Annotated in this window: 18 protein-coding genes; 8 read left to right on the top strand and 10 right to left on the bottom strand. The window is 45.4% G+C overall.

The features are described 5' to 3' along the window. Positions 1–99: 99 nt before the first annotated feature. The 10 genes from pseC to ICL80_RS09740 all read right to left on the bottom strand — a co-directional run bounded on the left by pseC (position 100) and on the right by ICL80_RS09740 (position 13,229). On the bottom strand, positions 100–1,293 hold the full coding sequence (pseC, locus tag ICL80_RS09785; RefSeq protein ID WP_194211790.1) for a UDP-4-amino-4,6-dideoxy-N-acetyl-beta-L-altrosamine transaminase: 1,194 nt from the start codon (positions 1,291–1,293) through the stop codon (positions 100–102). Positions 1,294–1,304: 11 nt separating this feature from the next. After that, on the bottom strand, positions 1,305–2,342 hold the full coding sequence (gene pseB, locus ICL80_RS09780) for a UDP-N-acetylglucosamine 4,6-dehydratase (inverting) (RefSeq protein WP_194211789.1): 1,038 nt from the start codon (positions 2,340–2,342) through the stop codon (positions 1,305–1,307). Positions 2,343–2,445: 103 nt separating this feature from the next. Then, positions 2,446–4,434 carry a glycoside hydrolase family 57 gene (locus ICL80_RS09775; RefSeq protein WP_194211788.1) on the bottom strand — a complete coding sequence of 663 codons (1,989 nt, stop codon included), beginning with the start codon at positions 4,432–4,434 and terminating at the stop codon, positions 2,446–2,448. Positions 4,435–4,474: 40 nt separating this feature from the next. Continuing rightward, positions 4,475–5,623: a Gfo/Idh/MocA family protein gene (locus ICL80_RS09770; RefSeq protein ID WP_194211787.1), complete on the bottom strand. Its 1,149-nt coding sequence runs from the start codon at positions 5,621–5,623 to the stop codon at positions 4,475–4,477. Continuing rightward, on the bottom strand, positions 5,620–6,855 hold the full coding sequence (locus ICL80_RS09765; RefSeq protein ID WP_194211786.1) for an ATP-grasp domain-containing protein: 1,236 nt from the start codon (positions 6,853–6,855) through the stop codon (positions 5,620–5,622). The genes ICL80_RS09770 and ICL80_RS09765 overlap by 4 nt, the downstream gene beginning before the upstream one ends. Then, positions 6,852–7,943: an FkbM family methyltransferase gene (locus tag ICL80_RS09760; RefSeq protein WP_194211785.1), complete on the bottom strand. Its 1,092-nt coding sequence runs from the start codon at positions 7,941–7,943 to the stop codon at positions 6,852–6,854. The genes ICL80_RS09765 and ICL80_RS09760 overlap by 4 nt, the downstream gene beginning before the upstream one ends. A 1-nt stretch (position 7,944) precedes the next feature. After that, positions 7,945–8,883: a class I SAM-dependent methyltransferase gene (locus ICL80_RS09755; protein WP_194211784.1), complete on the bottom strand. Its 939-nt coding sequence runs from the start codon at positions 8,881–8,883 to the stop codon at positions 7,945–7,947. Beyond that, positions 8,867–10,621: a cytidylyltransferase domain-containing protein gene (locus ICL80_RS09750; protein WP_194211782.1), complete on the bottom strand. Its 1,755-nt coding sequence runs from the start codon at positions 10,619–10,621 to the stop codon at positions 8,867–8,869. The genes ICL80_RS09755 and ICL80_RS09750 overlap by 17 nt, the downstream gene beginning before the upstream one ends. Further along, positions 10,606–11,469, bottom strand: a complete 864-nt coding sequence (locus ICL80_RS09745; RefSeq protein ID WP_194215824.1) for an N-acetylneuraminate synthase family protein — start codon at positions 11,467–11,469, stop codon at positions 10,606–10,608. The genes ICL80_RS09750 and ICL80_RS09745 overlap by 16 nt, the downstream gene beginning before the upstream one ends. An 11-nt stretch (positions 11,470–11,480) precedes the next feature. Next, positions 11,481–13,229, bottom strand: coding sequence for a tetratricopeptide repeat protein (locus tag ICL80_RS09740; protein WP_194211780.1), 1,749 nt, complete (start codon positions 13,227–13,229; stop codon positions 11,481–11,483). 212 nt (positions 13,230–13,441) lie between these two features. Between ICL80_RS09740 and flbT the strand changes: the two genes are divergently transcribed. The 8 genes from flbT (at position 13,442) to ICL80_RS09700 (ending at position 20,361) form a co-directional block, all read left to right on the top strand. Further along, positions 13,442–13,840: a flagellar biosynthesis repressor FlbT gene (gene flbT / locus ICL80_RS09735; protein WP_194211778.1), complete on the top strand. Its 399-nt coding sequence runs from the start codon at positions 13,442–13,444 to the stop codon at positions 13,838–13,840. A gap of 29 nt (positions 13,841–13,869) precedes the next feature. Then, positions 13,870–14,292, top strand: coding sequence for a flagellar biosynthesis regulator FlaF (gene flaF / locus ICL80_RS09730; protein ID WP_194211776.1), 423 nt, complete (start codon positions 13,870–13,872; stop codon positions 14,290–14,292). Positions 14,293–14,580: 288 nt separating this feature from the next. Beyond that, positions 14,581–15,408 (top strand): flagellin, encoded by an 828-nt coding sequence (locus tag ICL80_RS09725; RefSeq protein WP_194211774.1) that lies wholly within the window; start codon positions 14,581–14,583, stop codon positions 15,406–15,408. Between the two features lie 244 nt (positions 15,409–15,652). Next, positions 15,653–16,480 carry a flagellin gene (locus tag ICL80_RS09720; RefSeq protein ID WP_194211772.1) on the top strand — a complete coding sequence of 276 codons (828 nt, stop codon included), beginning with the start codon at positions 15,653–15,655 and terminating at the stop codon, positions 16,478–16,480. Positions 16,481–16,749: 269 nt separating this feature from the next. Next, positions 16,750–17,577 carry a flagellin gene (locus tag ICL80_RS09715; protein WP_194211770.1) on the top strand — a complete coding sequence of 276 codons (828 nt, stop codon included), beginning with the start codon at positions 16,750–16,752 and terminating at the stop codon, positions 17,575–17,577. Between the two features lie 113 nt (positions 17,578–17,690). Further along, positions 17,691–18,089 (top strand): flagellar protein FlaG, encoded by a 399-nt coding sequence (locus tag ICL80_RS09710; RefSeq protein WP_194211768.1) that lies wholly within the window; start codon positions 17,691–17,693, stop codon positions 18,087–18,089. A 232-nt stretch (positions 18,090–18,321) separates the two neighbouring features. After that, positions 18,322–19,167: an AAA family ATPase gene (locus tag ICL80_RS09705; protein WP_194211767.1), complete on the top strand. Its 846-nt coding sequence runs from the start codon at positions 18,322–18,324 to the stop codon at positions 19,165–19,167. A gap of 21 nt (positions 19,168–19,188) precedes the next feature. After that, complete coding sequence (locus tag ICL80_RS09700) at positions 19,189–20,361, top strand: vWA domain-containing protein (RefSeq protein ID WP_194211766.1); 1,173 nt, start codon at positions 19,189–19,191, stop codon at positions 20,359–20,361. Positions 20,362–20,369: the final 8 nt, after the last annotated feature.

The following is a 20,369-nucleotide window of genomic DNA, read 5'->3' as shown; positions in this document are numbered from 1 at the left end:
GGACAGCCTACCTTGCATTGATTATGACGTTTCCATTTAGCCCTATGCCTATACTGGCATGGGGCTTTTTTTTGCAATTCAAAGGGTAGCAGGAATATTTTAGTTGTTGAGTACCGCCTTAAGGGTTTTTACAACAAAACCAGGGTCTGTATCAAACATTGATGGGAACAAAGGAAGCGTTAGTGTGCCTGCATAATAATCTGCGGCACCCGGCAAATCTTGCACCCCATAATGTTTTTGATAATAAGGCTGTTCGTGCACAGGGATATAATGCACCTGAGTGCCAACCCCCTTCTCTGCAAAGCTACGCATAATATGGCCTCTGCTCTTGCCCATAGAAGCAAAATCAATTTTGACAGCATACAGATGCCAAGCAGAGTTACAGTCAATAGAACGAGGGTTTGATGTTACCACAGGAGCAAGAGGCTCTAAAAGCGTATCGTACATATCAGCAAGTTTAAGGCGTCGCGCCAAAAATTTATCGAGTTTACCAAGCTGACTAAGACCTAGCGCACACTGTATATCCGTCGCGCGGTAATTATACCCCAGTTCGTGCATTTCATAATACCACGGGTTAGGTTCGCCGCTATCATCAAAACCGAGCTCTGGGCGTACAAACTCTTCTGGAAGGCGTCTCATATCGTGGCTACGAAGTTGCCGTATATACCGTGCCAGTTCCGGTGTTTTTGTCGTTACAACCCCGCCTTCACCCATAGCAATACTTTTAACTGGATGCAGGCTATAGCAACCGAAATCTTCGAATTGCCCGTCTCCCGGCGAGCCGCCTGCCTTATAGCTTGCTCCAATCGCGTGGCAACAGTCAGAAATAATAACCATGCCTTTATCTCTGGCATAGTCATGAATTTCTGCCATGTGCTCGGACTGACCTGTCAGGTGCACTGGTAAAACAGCTTTTGCTTTGTAGTTTGATTTTTTAAAGGCCGCCTTCAGTGTATCTGGTGTCATTAAACCAGTTTTAGGACAAACATCTGCAAAAACAACCCTGCCACCTGCCATATGAACAGCATTCGCTGTAGATAAAAACGTCAGTGTCGGAACAATGGCAATATCACCAGGACGAAAGTTTGCCGCCAATAAAGCTAAATGAAGAGCTGTTGTACCATTGGACACAACAACAGCCTCCACAGCACCAATTTTACGAGCAAATTCTGCCTCAAATTCATCCACTTTGGGGCCACAGGTAAGGGCACCGTGCTTTAAGACATCAACAACAGCAGCAATATCATCGCTATCAAGTGTGTGCCGCCCATACGGTAGAAAATGCTGTGGCATGATTAACCCCGTTATGACCCACTATCTGGGATCGTTTTTAAAATCGTCCTTAACGATTCAACATCCAGCCAGCTATCATTTTTGTCGCTAGAGTACTCAAAACCCTCATCCATTATAGAATGCCCGCCTTTTGTATGAGCATCCTTATCCCAAAAGTTCCATTCAGGTTGAATGATATACCGGTCACCATAGTCAACCGTGTTTAATGCATTATGTTCAGTAATCATGATTTCATGCAGCTTTTCACCGGGCCGAATACCCACATGTTTTTGCCCAACATTAGGTGCAAGTGCTTCAACCAAGTCTGTTATACGCATGGACGGTATTTTGGGAACAAAAATTTCACCGCCCCGCATGATAGAAATACATGAAAGCGTAAAAGCAACAGCCTGTTCGAGGGTTATCCAGAAACGTGTCATCCGTGCATCCGTGATAGGAAGCTCTGTTGCACCTTCATTCAAAAGCGACCGGAAAAATGGAATAACACTCCCCCGTGATCCAAGAACATTACCGTATCTTACAACAGAAAATCGTGTACCAGTTCCTGAGGCCAATGCATTGGCCGCCACAAAAATTTTATCAGATGCAAGCTTACTGGCACCGTAAAGGTTAATAGGGTTTACAGCCTTGTCTGTTGACAAAGCCAAAACCTGTTTAACACCGGCCTGAATAGCCGCTTGCACCACATTCTCTGCACCAATCACGTTTGTTCTGATACACTCAAAAGGGTTATATTCAGCGAGCGGCACCTGTTTTTGAGCCGCAGCATGCACAACAAGGTCAACATTCCGCATCGCCATAACAAGGCGGTCACGGTCGCGTACGTCCCCAATAAAGAAGCGCACTCTGGATTGCTGGTCCTCTGTCAGGCTATTCTGCAGCAGAAAATGGTTATACTCACCTCGCGCAAAAATAATCACCCGGCGCGGCTCATGGTCCCTTAACAACTGCTTAAGCAGCGTTGAGCCAAAAGAACCAGTACCCCCGGTTATTAAAATTGACTTACCTTTAAGATCAGCCGTGGAACTGTCAAAACCTGTCAGTGCCATAGAGGCCCTCCCATAATATCTGCACCGTTGAATGGAAGCCTATCATTCAATACTATAAGGTGAAAGAACTTCTTTATTTCTAACCGTTTAGAAAACAAATCATTTATGTATGCGAGCCAAAAGACAAGGTGGCCGCCACACAAAGCGGCGACACCATATCCTGAAGTGTAAAATGATCCCGCCCGGCAGTTTCATCCAGTTCCTGCAATGAAACAGCTGCTCTAACAAAAAAGCTTTTGCTCACGGCCTTACTGGTTATCATTCCGATGCCTGCCGCTGCTGTACGATCAACTTCCAATCGGACATAGTTTTTATCATCCCCAAATTCCAGATAGCCCCCAGTCATGCCAAGGCCTGTTGTTGCTGATACAAGCCGCGAAACAGGTGCACCGTGGTCAATCTCGATCAGGCCTTTACCCCATAAAGCATGCCTATCTGGGTTTTTACCGCCATTATGGGCTGCGTAATACAGATGTTTCTTTTTAAAGGCCCGTGGGTTCAGTGTTATATTGAACAACCGCAGACTACCAACTTGCGGCAACGGTATGCCCTTATATTCTATTTTTAGCTTGCGTTGGTACGGATAGAATAAAAGGCGTTTGGTTATTGTGCCCAGAGACGTTTTAATAGGCGCCGTAATTTCAAGCGCTTCTATCTCAGGCAACCAGGATAAAGCATGGCCAACACGCACCAAGTCTGTCACTTTATGGCTAGCAGCTGGCTCGAACGTAAAATGCCCGGTATAAAAGTCAGCCCCCATGGCAATATCTTGATAAAAACCATGCGACAAAGTGCCAATAAAACCATTGCGCGCCGGAGCACCTGCATTTTCCACCTGCGCTTTTCCCGGCCCGTAAGACTGAATAGCCATCCCCCGGTAAAGGTTTAAAATCAGATGAGCCTTATCAGCATTTATCACCAAAAAACGTCTATCATTGCTGATATGCACATCATCAGACACGGTCTCTCGTTTTTGCTGTACTACAGCAGAGGCACGATTGATTTCAGGCAAACTGGAAACCATGGTTTTCCAGCGCTTTTCTGTAATATGTGTCCGGTAATCGCTGGCCCACAAGGCGCAAAGCGCACGCCATTCATTACTGCCTGCTTTGGCATCACCTTTAAGACCTTCAAAAACACGCCAGCAATGCGTATTTAAAAGAAGGTCATTTCTACCTGAAACTGCCCATCTGGTAATATTGTATTTTCTTTGCTTTTTAACAGGCACTGGTGCCGTTGCTGTCTCCAACCGTACAGGCTTTGTATCAGTTGCCAACAAAGAAAGCGCATCTGACGGTAAACCAAGTTTTACATATCCACTGTTTTTCAAAGCCACCAGCAGCAGCCGAATACGTTCATACTCAGAAATAGCACCTTGTAACGCCTCACTCTGAAACCTGCCGGGGCGGTAATCAAATATTTCAGCGTCACTTGTGTAGAGCGGGAATGTTTTGGCCCCCTCGCCCAACTGCAAACTTAAAAATTCCAAATATTCATCTGCGTCAATTTCGCCTTGGGCATAACGTTGAAATTTTTGAAATGAAATTGCATCAGACCACACCACAGGAATAACACTATCGCCCGCGCCTGCAATACACTGTGGATAATGTGCAAACTTATTTTTCCACGATGTATTATGACTGGCTGGTTCTGACCAATCCATCATAATTGCCTTAAACCCGGCGGCGCAGTATAAAGGCACCAGTCCTGGCGCATATGCCTGTTCATTAATGAGCGCAATAGAAGGCTTAATGCCTAAAATTTCTTCATAGTCCAGCAGGCCAAGCTTCAGGTTCCATTCGGTTACCTCGGGTGGCACCAGCGGCGCAATCATTTGCGTAAAACCACTGCCTATAAACTCAACACTTCCAGCCTTGATTAAAGCTTTCAGTTTAACAATCCATTCTGGATCAAGTGCCTGAATAGCTTTCAAACTATAGCTGGTTGCTTCGATCCCGATAGGAAAGCCTGCCTCAGCAAGCTCTAAAAGAGGCCAATAACACTGCTTTATAACAGCAGATCTGTCCTCCTCCTCAATTGAAGAGAAGGCCATATTGATATGAAACGCTGTATATACTAGCGGTAGCGGCACGTACAAAGCCCCTGTTACATTTTCACAGGTAACACTAGCGTTAATCTAATGTTCTGTAATCAAATTCTTTGCCGGTTTTAAGCGCTTCCTGAACACCGAATAAAACCTTTTCTGTTTTGAGGGCTTCCTCAAGCGTTGGCAAAATTCCAGAAGATGGCCATTTTTGACCAGACTGCACAAGGTCGAGAAACGCCTGAACGCTTTTATAACCGTATCCAGTGTAATAGCTATTCCCCATAGCATCCAATGCCTCACCGAAAAAGTAAGGGTTAATTTCAGAGACCCCTTCTTCGTGCCATATTTCAATACCACGCCGCGTTTGATCAAGGTTCACCAGCCCTTTCTCAAATTGCACTTTCAATACCTGCAGGCTTTTTGTCGGCGAACCAGCAGGGTTAAACCAGCCAATATTCATGGGCACCAATAGCTCATTGCCCTCCACATCAAAACGCAGTGTTGCAATCACACCGTCAAACTGGCCCGTTTTTTCATAAACCTTGCCTTTTACGGGATATGCAGAGGCAGAAACAGGGCGCGCACCTGGGTACAGATAAAAAACCTGATCAACATAATGACAGCCAATATAGGTGAAAACATCCACATCACTGGTCCAGTCAAAGACCTGTGTTGGCAGTGTATAGGGCTGATGATAGTCAACTGAATACACAAGCATTCTGCCATAGTCACCAGCTTGGCCTTTAAGCTTCAGATAAGCATTAGAGGGGTCAAAACGCTTGTGATAATCAACCCAAACATTTCCACTTAATTCGCCACATATCCTGCTTAAATCTTTCGCAGCGCCATAGTTTCCGGTCAGAGGCTTCACAAGCCATACTGGGCAGCCATGTTCTATAGCAAGTTTGCAGTATTCCGCATGATGTACATCAGGAACTGCAATAAAGCAGGCTGCAACATCACCAGCGGCAAGAATGTTTTTTACAGCGGAAGCTGCTTCAAACTTAACTTTAACTTTATCATTTATTCCATTGAAATAATTAATAATAGCTTCAACTTCACTCTGCTTTTCAGGTAGTTTTTTTTCGCTCTGATATGTAAGCGTAATGGTAACAGCCTGCTGCTCAGCTACCCTGCTATCTTTGGTCCACTGCAAGACAGACCGCAAAACAACACCGGGTCCGAACGGGTCACTCAGAACATAAGACCCAGAGCCAATGATCAAAATGTTCATGTTAGTGTCTCCAGTGTTATAGCTTTCACCAGTTGTTCAACAATTGTCTGTGCTCTTTTGTCAGCATTATCTCTGGTATCAGCACTACAGATAACATAGCCAATCCTGTCCCTGTGCGACATAATTTTGGGCGCTTGAGCCAAGTCTTGAAGGTCATCTCTAAACCACCATCCAATAACATCTTCCTGCAAAAGAATATGCTGAATTGTTTTGTATTCCTTTAACCGGTTACCCTCAGGAATTAAGACAAAACGCTGTGACACACCAACATGTCTGTCCGCTTTCAGGTATGCAGGATCAGGCGTTTGCCCTAATGCATACTGAATGAGCGGATACAGGATATTTACCCCTGTACTAACAGGCACAACAGTATCACAGAAACGGCCACCTGATGTGCGCACCGCCATTTCCAGTACGATAATCTCACCTGATGGGGAAATAATTAAATCTCCCTTTAACACGCCCGTTTCAATACCAAATGCTGCACGACATTTTTCAGTCACATCATCAATAGAATTTTGCAGCTCAAGAGAGGCGTCATAGGGCATTGAGTGACCATCTTCGATCTGGTGTGGCCAGAGATGCTGCGTCGTATCATAGTGTCTAAGTGCAATACTCGTGCACACAAGCGCACCGTCAAGAGCAACACTTTCTGTACTAAGCTGGGTACCTTGCAAAAACTCTTCAAGTAAAAAGTCTTGCGCTTTAAAGCTTTGTTTACCCTCGAAATATCGCTGCAAGGCTATTTCATCTGGTATAAACTCCACCCCTTGCGCGCCTGCAAGCTTGGTGGGTTTTGCTATAATCGGATAGCCAAGGGCATCACCAGCGTTTCTCCATGCGCTCCAATCAGATGCAGCAGTCAGTGGCTGATACTTTGGTATCCGTACACCTGCCCTCAAGAGGCACGCTGCTCTCAAGGTTTTATCTGTTCCAAGCTTGGCAGATTCCACCGAAATACCAGGTAGCCCAACAGCCTCAGCAACCAGCGCGCATTCAATAGCAAGCTCAGCCGCATGAACAAAAACGGCATCGAGCCTGAGTTCTTTTGCCTTCGCTATAAGTGCGGCATGGTCTTTAATATTCACTTGGTAAAATTCGCATGCCTCAAAGGCGCAAGCCGCTGTTTCGTGCCCATCAAAAACAATAACCTCGGCGCCTAATTCCTGAGCAATACGAAGCGCGTTCAGTTGCTCAAAACCACCACCGAGTAATAATAGCCTTTTTTTCATAGAGCCTTCGCACCCGTAAAAGAAATATAATATTCCAGCTCATATACAGCCTGTGGGTGATGACCAATTCGCACATCAAAGCCAGTGAAGTTTTCCTGAAAAAACTTAATTATATCAATGCAGTGGGACTTAACATGATACGCACTTATAGCAATATGGGGTCTATAATCAGCCAAAGTCTTTTTCGCCCCTTCCAGAAAGGCGAGCTCAAAGCCTTCAATATCAACCTTGAGAGCAGTCAGGTTTTTCAAACCCAAGCTATCAAGCGGAAAAACTTCTATTTTTTCCTGCCCCGCCTGATCCTGCCCGTCAGTTTCAACAATACGTGCTCGGCTTGATACATCTTCTGTATTCTGCCACAGGGTTTCCCTGCAGCTACCAAGCGCTATTTGCCGAGGTTCCAGTTTCTCGCCTAACTTATTTTTTTTAATATTATATAAGAGCTTATCATAATTTTTTGCAAAAGGCTCAAGGGCAACGACCTTATCAAATAGTCCTGTCGCTAAAAAGTCTATTGAGGAAACGCCGTCATAGGCACCAACATCACAGCAAACACCGCCCGGCCTAATAGTCGCTTGCCACGCCTTGTGTTCATATTGCCGCCCAATAGAAGCCATCGCTTTTAAGGTTGAATAATTCCCAGTTTCTTTAAAAGAAAGCCATGTTTCAAAATAGCTTTTTTCTTCCAAAGTTTTCAGGCCTTCCAGCACTTTTTGCAGCACCGGGTTCTCAACATAACCTGCCCCATACGTGGGGAAAAACATACCATCAAGGTGCGGGAAAATTCTTTTATTATCAATACCTTCCTCAATGAGGTATTGATAAATTTCAAGCTGATAAGCAGACACAATAATAACACCGGCTGCCTCAGTGGAAGCCTGTAAAAAAGTTGCTGGTGCAATTACAGGATAGCCTAAAAAATCCACCGATTGCTTCAAAGGATCACGGTCTACAAAAGCTGCTATCTTTTTGCCGTGCTTCTTGAGTAAAGCAACCGTCTCAACCGCTGCCGGTGTTGCGCCGTACAGAAAAAAGCTGTCAAACTGATCATAGCGTTCTTTGAACATATTTATATCAGCTATGCCCATCTTATTCATCACCCAGAACAGCAAATACAATAGCGAGCCTACCCATGCGGGCTTCTGCAAGCTTTTCATAGAAAGTGCGCAAAAGTTCTGGCGATACTTCGGCTATATTTGTGTCCATCGTTTTACGCCAGCCATGCATTTGTCGGCCCAAAGCCGGGTTTCCTGCATAGTCTTGCCCCATAAGTAAAAATAGCTCCATCGGGAAGTTTGTGAGTTCCTTCTTAACCCTCAAACTATTTTTTTCAATAAGCCCTGTTAAGCTATCAAAATCGAAGTAATTCAGATGGTGATCAGGCACGATCCACCACTTTTCTTTCTCAAGTTTTTTAACAGAAACACCCTGTAATGGATTGAAATCATTAGGAACTGATACACACAGAACACCGTTTTTTTTCAAAAGGCTTCTTGCCAACTTTAACAAAGACTCTGGTTCAGCGATATGCTCTAACACCTCACTCAAATGAATGAAATCAAATCGTCCAAGATCTTTTGCTGTGTCTGCATTGAAGAAACCATTAATGACATTCAGCCCACGTGAAGCCGCATAGCGAGCAGCAACAGGTGAAGGCTCAATACCAACAGCATCCCAGCCCCTTGACTGTGCCACTTTTAAAAAGTCTCCGGGTCCACTGCCAATATCCAGAACACGTCCGGCTTTAATACCTGACAGCTCAACCGCAATATCAATTCTTAGGCCGCACTCCACTGCTTTCCATGCAAAATCTTCTTCTGCTTCAGCCAGATACTTAGCTTTCTCTGACTGGTAAAAGCTCTCTTCATAGAATGCCTTTTGCACAGTTTCGCTTGGGAGTGGCACAATGTGCCTAAACCCGCAGCATGCACACTCAATCAGCGTATCAGCACCCTTTTGCCACAAAACAGCCCCTTTATGGGCGCCGTATCTGGCATCCTTCCATTCATATTCAGGAGGCATCGGCATATTCCACTTTTCTTGCAGCCAGCAACGCGCCAATTCTGTTTGCAAAATTGGCAGGCCCTTGACGCATTTGATCTTGCAAGGCTTGCAGCTTGTTGGTGTCCGCGCTCCTAACCGCCTTCAGCAGTTTATCGAACGCTTCCTCGTCTGTATCAGCCGTAAACTCTGGGAATAACGTTTTGAGATACGCCCACTCTTTTGGCTTGGCCGCCCCTGCCGCATTTGAGACAACAGCAGGAACACCAGCCAGTAAACACTCAAAATAAGAAACACCAAAAACGACAAGCGCCGCCGTATAAGAAGGCAGCAAGTCTGTTAGATTGTCAGGGGCATGCAGAATATTCATACCCGCTCCAGCGAGCATAACTGGCGGTGCTGCAAATGGCCCTTGCACCCAGTCAATTTCAGCGGCAGTGTTCATGACAGCCAGCAGCTTTTCTGGCCATACAGCACCCAACCCAGCGGCATCACTACCACCGGTTAAAACCACCACACGGTTCTGATCATGATCAGGCTTTTTTGTATTATTGCCTGCCCTTAACAAAAATGTATGCCAGCCATATTCAACTTTATCAGCACACGGCTTAATGGCTTCCTCGTCAAGATACATACAGGGCTGCCACATGAAATCAAATGTATCATGCAGCTTTAAGTCCTGATCAACAGCTATTTTCAAGGTGCCATCAGGGAGTTGTTCCAACACATCAAACAGGGGCTGATCAAGTGTCTTTACATCAACAACAGCGGCATCCCAAACCTTACCTTTAGTTGTAAAATTTGAAAAACTATCAACCCAGCAGTGTGGCACAAGTGCCAGCGCACTGTGCCTAAGCGCTTGCCCTTTAATACAGAGCATAACAGATGCAGACAGATGGTCTTGCAGTGCCTGTATCACCACTAACACTCTGGAAAGATGCCCTAGCCCCACGGTGGGGCCTGCTTCACAGAAAATCACAACACGCGGGCATTCTTCACCCACCTTGCGTTGCCGAACTTCCTTATTGGTTTTTGTAAGATCCGGGTCTGCTAAAATCCGTTGAATAACAGTTTTCAAATCCACCAAACTTTCAGGCCCATTATCTTTGTACCAATCCTCATAGATACGCCGCATAAAAAAATAGTCTGACGATGTATCAACCGATAGTCTGTGGTCACAGCTTGCATAAATATCATCGTCGATTACGTTGGCTATTTTATTCGGGCTAACCTTATGCAGATGGTGGTACACTGCGCCAATATGCTCGCGCTCAAAAGGCTCAAGAGCAACTTTTTCCATCCGATCCCAAAATGATCGGCGGAAAAGATCAAAACCTTCATGAATATATTTTTTGCTATCGTTGCGGGGCATAAAGGCGGCCATTTCACATGCGGGGTCGGCCAACATGGCATCCACCCATTTTTCAATACTAGCCGGTTCAACAAGAGGACAATCGCCGCACACATAAAGAAGCATATCAGCGTTATGTTTCTGCACAACGCTGTCTACCCTTCCCACAAGATCATTAACATCACCGTTATATGCTTCAACGGTAATACCGTATTCCTCTGCCCAGTTCACGAGGTCGCCATTGTAATCATCGCCTGTCGTGGCGAGAATAATATCATCAAGGGACTTTACCGTACGCAGCCGGTCGACAAGACGCGCAATAAGCGGCTTGCCGGCAAGGGGTAAAAGCTGCTTCCGGGGGAGCCGGCTACTGTTCAGCCGTGCCCCAATAACTGCAATTATTTTTTCGCCCATTCCCGCCTCATTTCAAGGAATGGCCTAAGGCCATCTGATGGGTCCGCACGCCAGATTCTATCTGATATTTCCGCAGGGGTTGGCTCTTTTATACCGGTGCCGTTAGCAGCCTCAAGCTGGCGACAAGCCGCAATTACCGGTGCTATCTCTTTTGGAAGCCAACAATGCCCTGAGGCATACTCAGCGCCCTGTTCATCAAGATCAAGGTGAAACTCAACGACAGAAGCACCCCAATGGTTCAAAGCCTGACTAACAATAACCGGATTACGACTATGGTCTGACCACCCAACCGGTACATCAAATGTTTCCCGTAATGTTTTAATAGCAGCGAGATTGCAAAACTCAATTGGCGTTGGATACCCAGATACGCAGTGAAGGAGCGTTAAGCCCTTGCCGCCTGCATCATGAAAAACAGCCACAGCATGCTCAATCTCGTCTATTGTAGCCATACCGGTTGATAAAATCAGTGGTTTTCCCGTCGCAGCGCAGGCTTTAATCAAGGCATCCCAAGGCAGTTCATACGAGGCAATTTTAAAAAAGCTTACATGGGGGTCCAGCTCTTCAACTGCCTTTAGATAAAAAGGCGTGCAGGTAAAAGCAAGGCCGTGGTCCGCGCTAGCTTTGGCAAGGTCTGGTAAAAACTCAAGCGGCAGTTCCCACTGCCTGCGCCTGCGGTGCTCCTCGCTTTTACTAAGAATTTCAGGGGCAAAAAGCTCGTCAATTTTAAAAAGCTGAAACTTGACAGCATCACAGCCAATCTCAGCTGATGCTTTTATAAAATCAATACAGCGCCCTAAATCGCGCGCATGATTGCTTGATACTTCTGCTATAAAATACGGAGAGTTCATAGTCACAGAAATTACCCCTTCAAATTCAGACGCGATACCATCCACTTTCTGACTTCTTCCATAATTTCAGCCCAGTCATGACCTTGCAGACCAGAGCTAAAATGGCAATCTTTTACAAAAGGAATGGAATTCTGCTGACCATAACAATACCACGGCGGTACTTTATGCATCAGCATTGTTGGCCGTCCAAGAGACATGGAAAAGATACCCGGCGCAGAACAAGCACCAATCATGATGTCGCAGTTTTCCATGATTGCCAAGTTAGCCTCAATATCCGCTTTAAGATTAACATCTTCAAAATTATGAACAGTTACGCCGTAACGCTCTTTCATTTCTAGCAGTTCATGGGTGCAGTCACCGTATTGAAGGTTAACAAAGTCCACCTGATCTTTATAGGCAAACAAGGGGGCAAGCTCATCAATACCCGCGTAAATACCAACCCTGTCTGCAGCCATCAGGCCACTTCGCCACGCAAGACCAACTTTTGGTTTATCCCCCAGTGCCTGCAACCGGCTTTTAAAGTCCGCTGCCCTTACCGGGTCTGCCACTAGAAAGGTATCTGGGTGACATTTAACATCGTCTTTTGTAAGCCAATCATACATAGGGGCACTTGCAAGAGGTATGGCATAATCCATATGCAACTCACCCTTTTGCATGGGGCCTTGAATAAACGGAAATGTACGGTACCTGTACCCTGCTTTAATCTGATCAACATAGGCGCTTACAATTGCATCTGGAAAGCGCCTTTGGTAGATAGATACCAAACGCCGGTCACACCCAATCGCCAGCTTTGCCGCACGCTCGTACAAATAAGGCAGGTAGTTTCCAAACATAACCTCGTCGCCAATGCCCTGCTCTGCGGCCACAAGCACAGCTTTTCCTTCCAGGTTCTCACCCTGCCATTCTTCTAGCCCGTGAGTATATATCTGAGTCTGCGTAATTTTACGGCGCGGGCTTAATCTATGCTTATAATTTTCCCAGCCTGTTTTCATGTCACCTTTCATGAAAGATATCTGGGCAACACCCATACGCGGCTCTGGGTTACTCGGGTTAACCTCAACAGCCCTAAGATTCATAGCCAGCGCCTTGTCATACTCAAGTCGCGCCGTGAAAGACTGGGCATAATTACTGATAACCTTAAAGTCATCCGGGTTCAGCCTTAAGGCTTCATCAAAAAAGACATCTGCAGCAGCGGCCCCGTCACGTGCCCGCACTTGCGTCGCCAGCACATTCCACAAATCAGCTGTATCAGGAAATACTGGCAGTATCGCCTGTAACATTTCAATACTTTCATCAAAAGCATTCATGCCCGTATAGGCGGTGGCCAAATTTACATAGTGCCTCGGCGCATTTGGTTCCATTGCGATCAATTGCAAACCAAGCTTTGATGCTACTTCATACATACCCATATCAAGTGCAAGTGTTTGCATAATGGTGCAAAGATCAATCGTTGGCTCGTGTTGGCTAAGAGCCCGCTCAAGAACCTTAATGGCATATTCTCTAACACCAAGGCGCGAGAGGCCCTGTGCGATAAGGGTTAGAACGCCAATATCATCCGGCATTGCATCCCATGCCTTCAGAAGCGGTGGCAGGGCATTTTCCCAATCTTCCGCTTCAGCATACTTTATGCCTTTGTTTAAAGACTGCCGCAATTCCTTGATGGACATATCGACATCTTGAAAACCAAGCTTTTCCAGTTTGGTTTTTTTCTTGGGCGCTGCAGCTTTTTGCTGTGTCTTGCGCTTTCTTGCTGTTGCCATTATTGCCCCCTGCCTTTATTTATGCGGCAAAAATTGCAGATTGCGCATATAAATTTGCATACCGGCCTTATATTTGCAAAGCTGATGCCAACAAGAAAGGATAAACCTGTCTTTAACTTTATTCATATAGTATAAGGCTCTAAAAGAACAGGATTATACTGATTGCGTAATTATATAGAAGCTAGCTGACCGAAATTTCGGGGGAGAAACGTATGGCTTTAAAACTTTCCTTAAAACCAGATGAGAAACTGGTGATAAATGGCGCAGTAATTGCAAATGCTGACAGGCGTGCAACATTGATTGTCCATAACAAGGCATCAATACTGCGAGAAAAGGATATTTTGCAGGAAGAGCAAGTCGATACACCAGCTAAACGGATCTACTTCCCGATTATGCTGATGTATATGGATAATGCTCCCACGCCAAAATATTACGATGAATTTGTTGTCAGAATGACAGAATTCATGCACGCGATTAGCACCCCCGAAGCAGTGGAAAACTGCGTTGGAATTAGCCGGGATGTTATGGATAGGAACTATTACAGGGCCTTGATGAACTGTAAAAAGTTGATCGCTTTTGAAAATGCGCGGCTGGCGCCCTCCAGCGAGTAACAGTTTAAAACAACAAAGCAGGAATACGAATGTCGTATCAAGCGTATCAGAAAGCTCAGAACACCGCAGAAACTCCAAGTCAAGTGGAGTACAGGCTCTTTGCTCAGGTTACCAATGCCCTGATGAAAGCCAAAGACAGCGGTGTTCGCGATATGAAACTTATTGATGCAGTGGACTGGAATCGGCGGATGTGGTCGACACTGTCTAGTGACTGCGGCGCTAAAGGTAATTCCCTGCCCGACCAACTGCGTGCAAGCATAATATCCTTAGCCATATGGGTCTCGAAACATTCTTCCCTTGTTATACGCGGGCAGGAATCTGTTGATGACCTGATCAGCATCAACCGCACCATTATGGAAGGGCTTGCCGCCCAAAGCCAGCTACAAAAACAAGCTGCTCAAGCGTCAAATACAGACCAGACCGCCCCCACGCCGATCAATTCCATTTTATAAACAGTCTTCGGTTGCCGTAAAACATGCGGCAACACTTGCCTCATTAGGCATTTTTTACCCACTCAACACTGCAAAAAATTCTACATAGGCAAAAAATGCCCAGATAAAAACAGTAGCATTAAATCATCGTCAGCACATCAAAATCAAAAATATTCATTTATTATCAATACATTAATAAAAATCGTTCAATTATATTAAAATTTGGCACACTAGATGCTTGTATCACTCCGAACGTAAAATGCGTTCGTGAGCAAAAGGCTCAATGAACTCTCAGAACGGAGAAACAACATGGCGTTTTCAGTAAACACCAATGCAGGTGCGTTTGCAGCCCTGCAAAACCTCAATAAAACAAATGCATCTCTCACCACAACTCAAACCCAGATCAACACTGGCTTAAAAGTAGCGTCTGCCAAAGACAATGCTGCAACTTTTGCCATTGCGCAAAAACTGCGTGCTGACGTATCTGGTTTGAATGCGGTTAAATCATCTCTTGACCGTGCACAATCTACTATCGACGTAGCAATTGCTGCCGGTGAAGCTGTGTCTGACCTGCTCATCGAACTGAAAGAAAAAGCGGTTGCTGCTAAAGACAGTGGTCTTGACACTGCCAGCCGTACATCTCTCAACGATGACTTCAAACAGCTCCGCGATCAGATTACATCGATCGTCGATAACGCTGCTTTCAACGGCACAAACGCAGTTGAAAACGGTGGTGACGCTATCATCGCGATCACAAGTGATGACGGTAGTAACTCTATCACAATCGCAGCGCAGGATCTGTCTCTTGCGGGTTCTACTGTTACCCTCACTGCAGGTAGCTCTATCAGCACGCAGGATCTTGCATCCACAGCTGTTGCAAACATTGAATCTTCTATTTCCAATGTGAACACGGCTCTGTCTGCTCTTGGTTCAGGCGCAAAACGCCTTGATCTACAGCGCAGCTTTGTGGACAAACTGTCTGATTCTATCGAAATCGGTGTTGGTAACCTTGTTGATGCTGACCTTGCCAAAACAAGCGCGAACTTGCAGTCGTTGCAGGTTAAACAGCAACTTGGATTGCAAGCCTTGTCGATCGCCAATCAGGCACCAGGAACAGTTCTCTCTCTATTCCGGTAAGTGGTTCTTAGAAAACCGCAAACGTCTAAAGGGGCCTTTGGGCCCCTTTTTCTATGCGTGCGCCGCTGCCACAAGGTCAATTTAGTGGCAATTCTTGCCGACTAGATATTGCCTCGCCCTCCCTCAATGTAAAATAAATCACATTATATCATTATATAACAAAGACTTATAATTGGCACGTCCCTTGCCATTATGAGAGCAAGAGCAAAAGGCTCAGATTTATTTTCTCAAAAGGAGACGACTAATGACATTTTCCGTAAACACAAACGCAGCCGCTTTATCAGCACTACAAAACCTTAATAAAACGGCTACCAGTCTCGGAAAAGTACAGACTGCTATTAACACAGGAATGAAAGTGGCTTCATCTAAAGATAACGGCGCCGTTTTTGCTATAGCACAGTCCCTACGGGCTGATGTGTCTGGCATTAATGCGGCAACAGCATCAATGGACCGTGCATTATCAACAATTGATGTTGCTATTGCTGCGGGCGAAGCAGTTTCAGACTTGCTCATCGAAATGAAAGAGAAAGCAGTTGCCGCAAAAGACCAAGGGCTTGATACGGCTAGTCGAACTTCCTTGAATAATGATTTCAAGCAGCTTCGCGACCAAATCACATCCATTGTCTCAAATGCCGAATTTAATGGTACAAACGTAGTTGAAAACGGCGGCGATGATATTGTTGCTATTACGAATGACGATGCCAGCAACACCATTACCGTTCAGGCGCAAGACCTGTCGCTGACCGGCAGTATAGTTTCACTGACGGCGGGTAGTTCTATCAGCACACAGGATCTCGCATCTACAGCTGTTGCAAATATCGAAAGCTCTATCCAGAATGTAAACTCCTCGCTATCTGCACTTGGCGCTGGGGCTCGCAGACTGGATCTGCAAAGAACATTTGTTTCACAACTTCGCGACACTATTGAAGTAGGCATTGGCAACCTTGTTGATGCTGATATGGCAAAAGCCTCAGCTAACCTGCAAGCGCTGCAAGTAAAACAGCAGCTCGGTTTGCAGGCCTTGGGCATTGCCAATCAGGCACCACAGTCGGTGCTCAGTCTGTTCCAATAGCCATTTGGCACGCCGGGCGGGTTCGCCCACCCGGCAAAAATTTCCTCATAACACCCCTTTCATGTCGGCAAATATCACCACCCGGCAAAAATTTCCCATGCCCGAGATACATCAAAAAACACGACCATCATAAAAAATCATTTAAAAATAATACCTTAGCCATGTTGATAAAATTTCGTTATTTGGCCCCATTCTTGCAAATATAGGTTCGGGACAAAAAGTCCCGTGGGCAAAATGCCTGTATAACAACTCCAAAAAGGAGAAGCAAAATGGCTTTCTCGGTAAACACCAATGCGGGTGCTTTTGCAGCCCTGCAAAACCTTAATAAAACCAACTCTTCGTTAGAGAAAACTCAAAGCTCTATCAACACTGGCCTTAAAATCGCATCTGCCAAAGACAATGCTGCAACTTTTGCCATTGCGCAAAAACTGCGTGCTGACGTATCTGGTTTGAATGCGGTTAAATCATCTCTTGACCGTGCACAATCTACTATCGACGTAGCAATTGCTGCCGGTGAAGCTGTGTCTGACCTGCTCATCGAACTGAAAGAAAAAGCGGTTGCTGCTAAAGACAGTGGTCTTGACACTGCCAGCCGTACATCTCTCAACGATGACTTCAAACAGCTCCGCGATCAGATTACATCGATCGTCGATAACGCTGCTTTCAACGGCACAAACGTTGTTGAAAACAGTGGTGATGCAGTTGTTGCTATTACAAGTGATGACGGCAGTAACTCTATCACAATCGCAGCGCAGGATCTGTCTCTTGCTGGTACTACAGTTACCCTCACTGCGGGTAGCTCTATCAGTACGCAGGATCTTGCATCCACAGCTGTTGCAAACATTGAATCTTCTATCGCCAATGTGAACACGGCTCTGTCTGCTCTTGGTTCAGGCGCAAAACGCCTTGATCTACAGCGCAGCTTTGTGGACAAGCTGTCTGATTCTATCGAAATCGGTGTTGGTAACCTTGTTGATGCTGACCTTGCCAAAGAATCTGCAAACTTGCAGGCCTTGCAGGTGAAACAGCAACTTGGTCTACAGGCCTTGTCGATCGCCAATCAGGCGCCATCGACAGTACTTGGTCTCTTCCGTTAATACCTATTTGGGTGAGCCGGCAAGCCGGCTCACCTACAGGTACTATATAAAGAGGCTCCAGTACGTAGGGATACAATCATAAACAAGCATGATTTATCGCTTGGAGTGGAACAATGACGGACATAAATAACATTAAGAACAGTGGAGAGGTCGCAAGTCTTCGTGCCACCAATGCAAGCCAGCCATCCGTGGCTAGTAGCGCTCGCTTTTCTAGTGCTTCTTCAATTACTTCAACTGCTCAAGTCACAGCGGTTTCCAATACCAAGACTTTTCTAGAGTCAGGTCAGGATCCGCTAGAAAAAGCAGCCAGAGCGATTGAACAACTAGTACCTGAAAACGGCGAAAATACACGGCTTCGCATTAATAAAGATGATGATACAGGTCGTTTTGTATACCAAAATGTCGATAATGATTCCGGTGAAGTGGTGAGCCAGTTCCCCCCTGAAACCATCTTGGAAATCATTGCACACTACAGAAGCCTTGAAGGCCTAGTTGTAGACGACAAAGCTTAAACTACGCGGTCCGCCGTTAAAGCCGCGTAGTTTAGAGTATATAAAACTTATTCTGATAAACCTTTATGGCCACCTTCTGGTGTGCGGTAAGGGATTTTTTGCGTTTATAGGTAGTTCATCAATCCCTGAAAACCTAATACACCCATTAATAACATCCATTCTTGTCATTATCCTGCAATGCCCTATCTTGAATAAAACTGTAAAAGCGTAAGATTTCGCACGGAGAGTATTCATGAAATTCACAGGTACAGAACACTATGTAGCAACGGATGACTTGAAGGTGGCCGTTAATGCTGCGGCTACATTAAAGCGGCCTCTCCTTATTAAAGGGGAACCGGGAACCGGAAAAACTGTACTGGCCCAAGAAGTTGCACAAGCATTTGGCACAGACCTGATTGAATGGCATATCAAATCTACAACCAAAGCACACCAAGGGCTTTATGAATATGACGCGGTTTCCCGGCTACGTGACAGCCAATTGGGTGACGAAAAAGTAAAAGACATTAAAAACTACATTAGAAAAGGCAAGCTTTGGGAAGCTTTTGAAAGTGAAACAACCCCGGTTCTGTTAATCGACGAAATTGACAAAGCTGATATAGAGTTCCCCAATGACTTACTGCTGGAACTGGACCGGATGGAGTTTTATGTTTATGAAACGGGCGAGACCATAAAGGCAAAAAATCGCCCTATTATTATCATCACATCAAACAATGAAAAAGAACTGCCGGATGCTTTTCTGCGGCGTTGCTTTTTCCACTTCATCAAGTTTCCTGACGCTGGAACCATGAAAGAGATTATTGCAGTTCATTACCCTGACATCCAAAAGGAACTGGTCAAAGATGCCCTGTCTATATTCTTTGATATAAGGGACGTACCGGGGCTAAAGAAAAAACCGTCTACAAGTGAATTACTTGATTGGCTGAAGCTTCTGATGGCTGAAGAACTGCCTCTTGAAGTTCTTAAATCAAAAGACCCATCCAAGCTAATCCCGCCGCTTCATGGTGCCCTGCTCAAAAACGAGCAAGATGTGCATCTATTTGAACGTCTTGCCTTTATGAACAGACGGCAACAGGGCTAGAACTGGTCAGAGAGGCTTTGTATGTTTGTTAATTTCTTTTACGAGCTCAAGAACAATGGCTTACCTGTTAGCATCAAGGAATATATGACGCTAATGGAAGCCCTAAAACAGGGCTGCGCAAGCTATAGCATAGATGATTTCTACTATTTATCTCGCGCGACATTTGTAAAAGATGAAACAAAGCTTGATAAGTTTGACCGTGTATTTGGTAAAGTTTTTGATGGCATAGAGTTCATAGGAGAAGACGAAGGCGTTGATATACCTGAAGATTGGCTTAAAAAAATGGCCGAACTTTATCTAAGCCCTGAAGAAATGGAAAAAGTGCAATCCATCGGTGACTGGAATAAACTGATGGAGACACTTCAAAAGCGCTTGGAAGAACAAAAAGAGCGCCACCAAGGTGGCAATAAATGGATTGGCACCGCAGGCAGAAGCCCTTTTGGCGCATACGGTTACAACCCTGAAGGCGTTCGCATTGGCCAAAAGGAAGGCCGCCACGGTAAAGCTGTAAAAGTGTGGGACAAACGCGAGTTCAAGAACCTTGACGACACTTTGGAACTTGGTACCCGCAACATCAAGGTTGCCCTCAGGAAACTGCGCCAATTTGCGCGGCAAGGTGAAGCAACAGAGCTTGACCTAGACGATACAATACGGTCAACCGCACATAAGGGCTTTTTGGATATCAAGATGGTACCAGAACGCCATAATGCGGTTAAAGTTCTGTTATTTTTAGATGTTGGCGGGTCGATGGATTCACATATTCGTGTCTGCGAGGAATTGTTTTCTGCCGCCAGATCTGAATTCAAGCATCTAGAATTTTTCTATTTCCATAATTGCATGTATGAACGCGTCTGGAAAGATAACAGCCGCCGTATGAGCGAAACCATACCAACCATGGACGTTTTGCACACCTACCCTCATGACTATAAAGTTATTTTTGTGGGTGACGCCTCTATGAGCCCTTATGAAATTTCATACGCTGGTGGCTCTGTGGAGCACTGGAATGAGGAATCTGGCGAAACCTGGCTCAAGCGCGTAACAAATATTTACCAAAAATCTGTATGGTTGAACCCGATTCCAGAGCAACACTGGGACTACGGCCACTCAATTCAAATGATAAAAGGCTTGATGGACAACAGAATGTTTCCCCTGTCGTTAAGGGGAATAGACGAAGCGGTTTCAAAGCTCCGGTAATTTAGTTT

The sequence above is a fragment of the Kordiimonas pumila genome (assembly GCF_015240255.1).
Classification (GTDB): domain Bacteria; phylum Pseudomonadota; class Alphaproteobacteria; order Sphingomonadales; family Kordiimonadaceae; genus Kordiimonas; species Kordiimonas pumila.
This window is presented reverse-complemented; position numbering and strand designations above follow the sequence as displayed.

Excerpts from the sequence above, each read along its gene's own strand:
- pseC (WP_194211790.1), bottom strand. The coding sequence starts at position 1,293 with ATGCCACAGCATTTTCTACCGTATGGGCGGCACACACTTGATAGCGAT.
- pseB (WP_194211789.1), bottom strand. The coding sequence starts at position 2,342 with ATGGCACTGACAGGTTTTGACAGTTCCACGGCTGATCTTAAAGGTAAG.
- ICL80_RS09770 (WP_194211787.1), bottom strand. The coding sequence starts at position 5,623 with ATGAACATTTTGATCATTGGCTCTGGGTCTTATGTTCTGAGTGACCCG.
- ICL80_RS09765 (WP_194211786.1), bottom strand. The coding sequence starts at position 6,855 with ATGAAAAAAAGGCTATTATTACTCGGTGGTGGTTTTGAGCAACTGAAC.
- ICL80_RS09760 (WP_194211785.1), bottom strand. The coding sequence starts at position 7,943 with ATGGGCATAGCTGATATAAATATGTTCAAAGAACGCTATGATCAGTTT.
- ICL80_RS09755 (WP_194211784.1), bottom strand. The coding sequence starts at position 8,883 with ATGCCGATGCCTCCTGAATATGAATGGAAGGATGCCAGATACGGCGCC.
- ICL80_RS09750 (WP_194211782.1), bottom strand. The coding sequence starts at position 10,621 with ATGGGCGAAAAAATAATTGCAGTTATTGGGGCACGGCTGAACAGTAGC.
- ICL80_RS09745 (WP_194215824.1), bottom strand. The coding sequence starts at position 11,469 with ATGAACTCTCCGTATTTTATAGCAGAAGTATCAAGCAATCATGCGCGC.
- ICL80_RS09740 (WP_194211780.1), bottom strand. The coding sequence starts at position 13,229 with ATGGCAACAGCAAGAAAGCGCAAGACACAGCAAAAAGCTGCAGCGCCC.
- flbT (WP_194211778.1), top strand. The coding sequence starts at position 13,442 with ATGGCTTTAAAACTTTCCTTAAAACCAGATGAGAAACTGGTGATAAAT.
- flaF (WP_194211776.1), top strand. The coding sequence starts at position 13,870 with ATGTCGTATCAAGCGTATCAGAAAGCTCAGAACACCGCAGAAACTCCA.
- ICL80_RS09725 (WP_194211774.1), top strand. The coding sequence starts at position 14,581 with ATGGCGTTTTCAGTAAACACCAATGCAGGTGCGTTTGCAGCCCTGCAA.
- ICL80_RS09720 (WP_194211772.1), top strand. The coding sequence starts at position 15,653 with ATGACATTTTCCGTAAACACAAACGCAGCCGCTTTATCAGCACTACAA.
- ICL80_RS09715 (WP_194211770.1), top strand. The coding sequence starts at position 16,750 with ATGGCTTTCTCGGTAAACACCAATGCGGGTGCTTTTGCAGCCCTGCAA.
- ICL80_RS09710 (WP_194211768.1), top strand. The coding sequence starts at position 17,691 with ATGACGGACATAAATAACATTAAGAACAGTGGAGAGGTCGCAAGTCTT.
- ICL80_RS09705 (WP_194211767.1), top strand. The coding sequence starts at position 18,322 with ATGAAATTCACAGGTACAGAACACTATGTAGCAACGGATGACTTGAAG.
- ICL80_RS09700 (WP_194211766.1), top strand. The coding sequence starts at position 19,189 with ATGTTTGTTAATTTCTTTTACGAGCTCAAGAACAATGGCTTACCTGTT.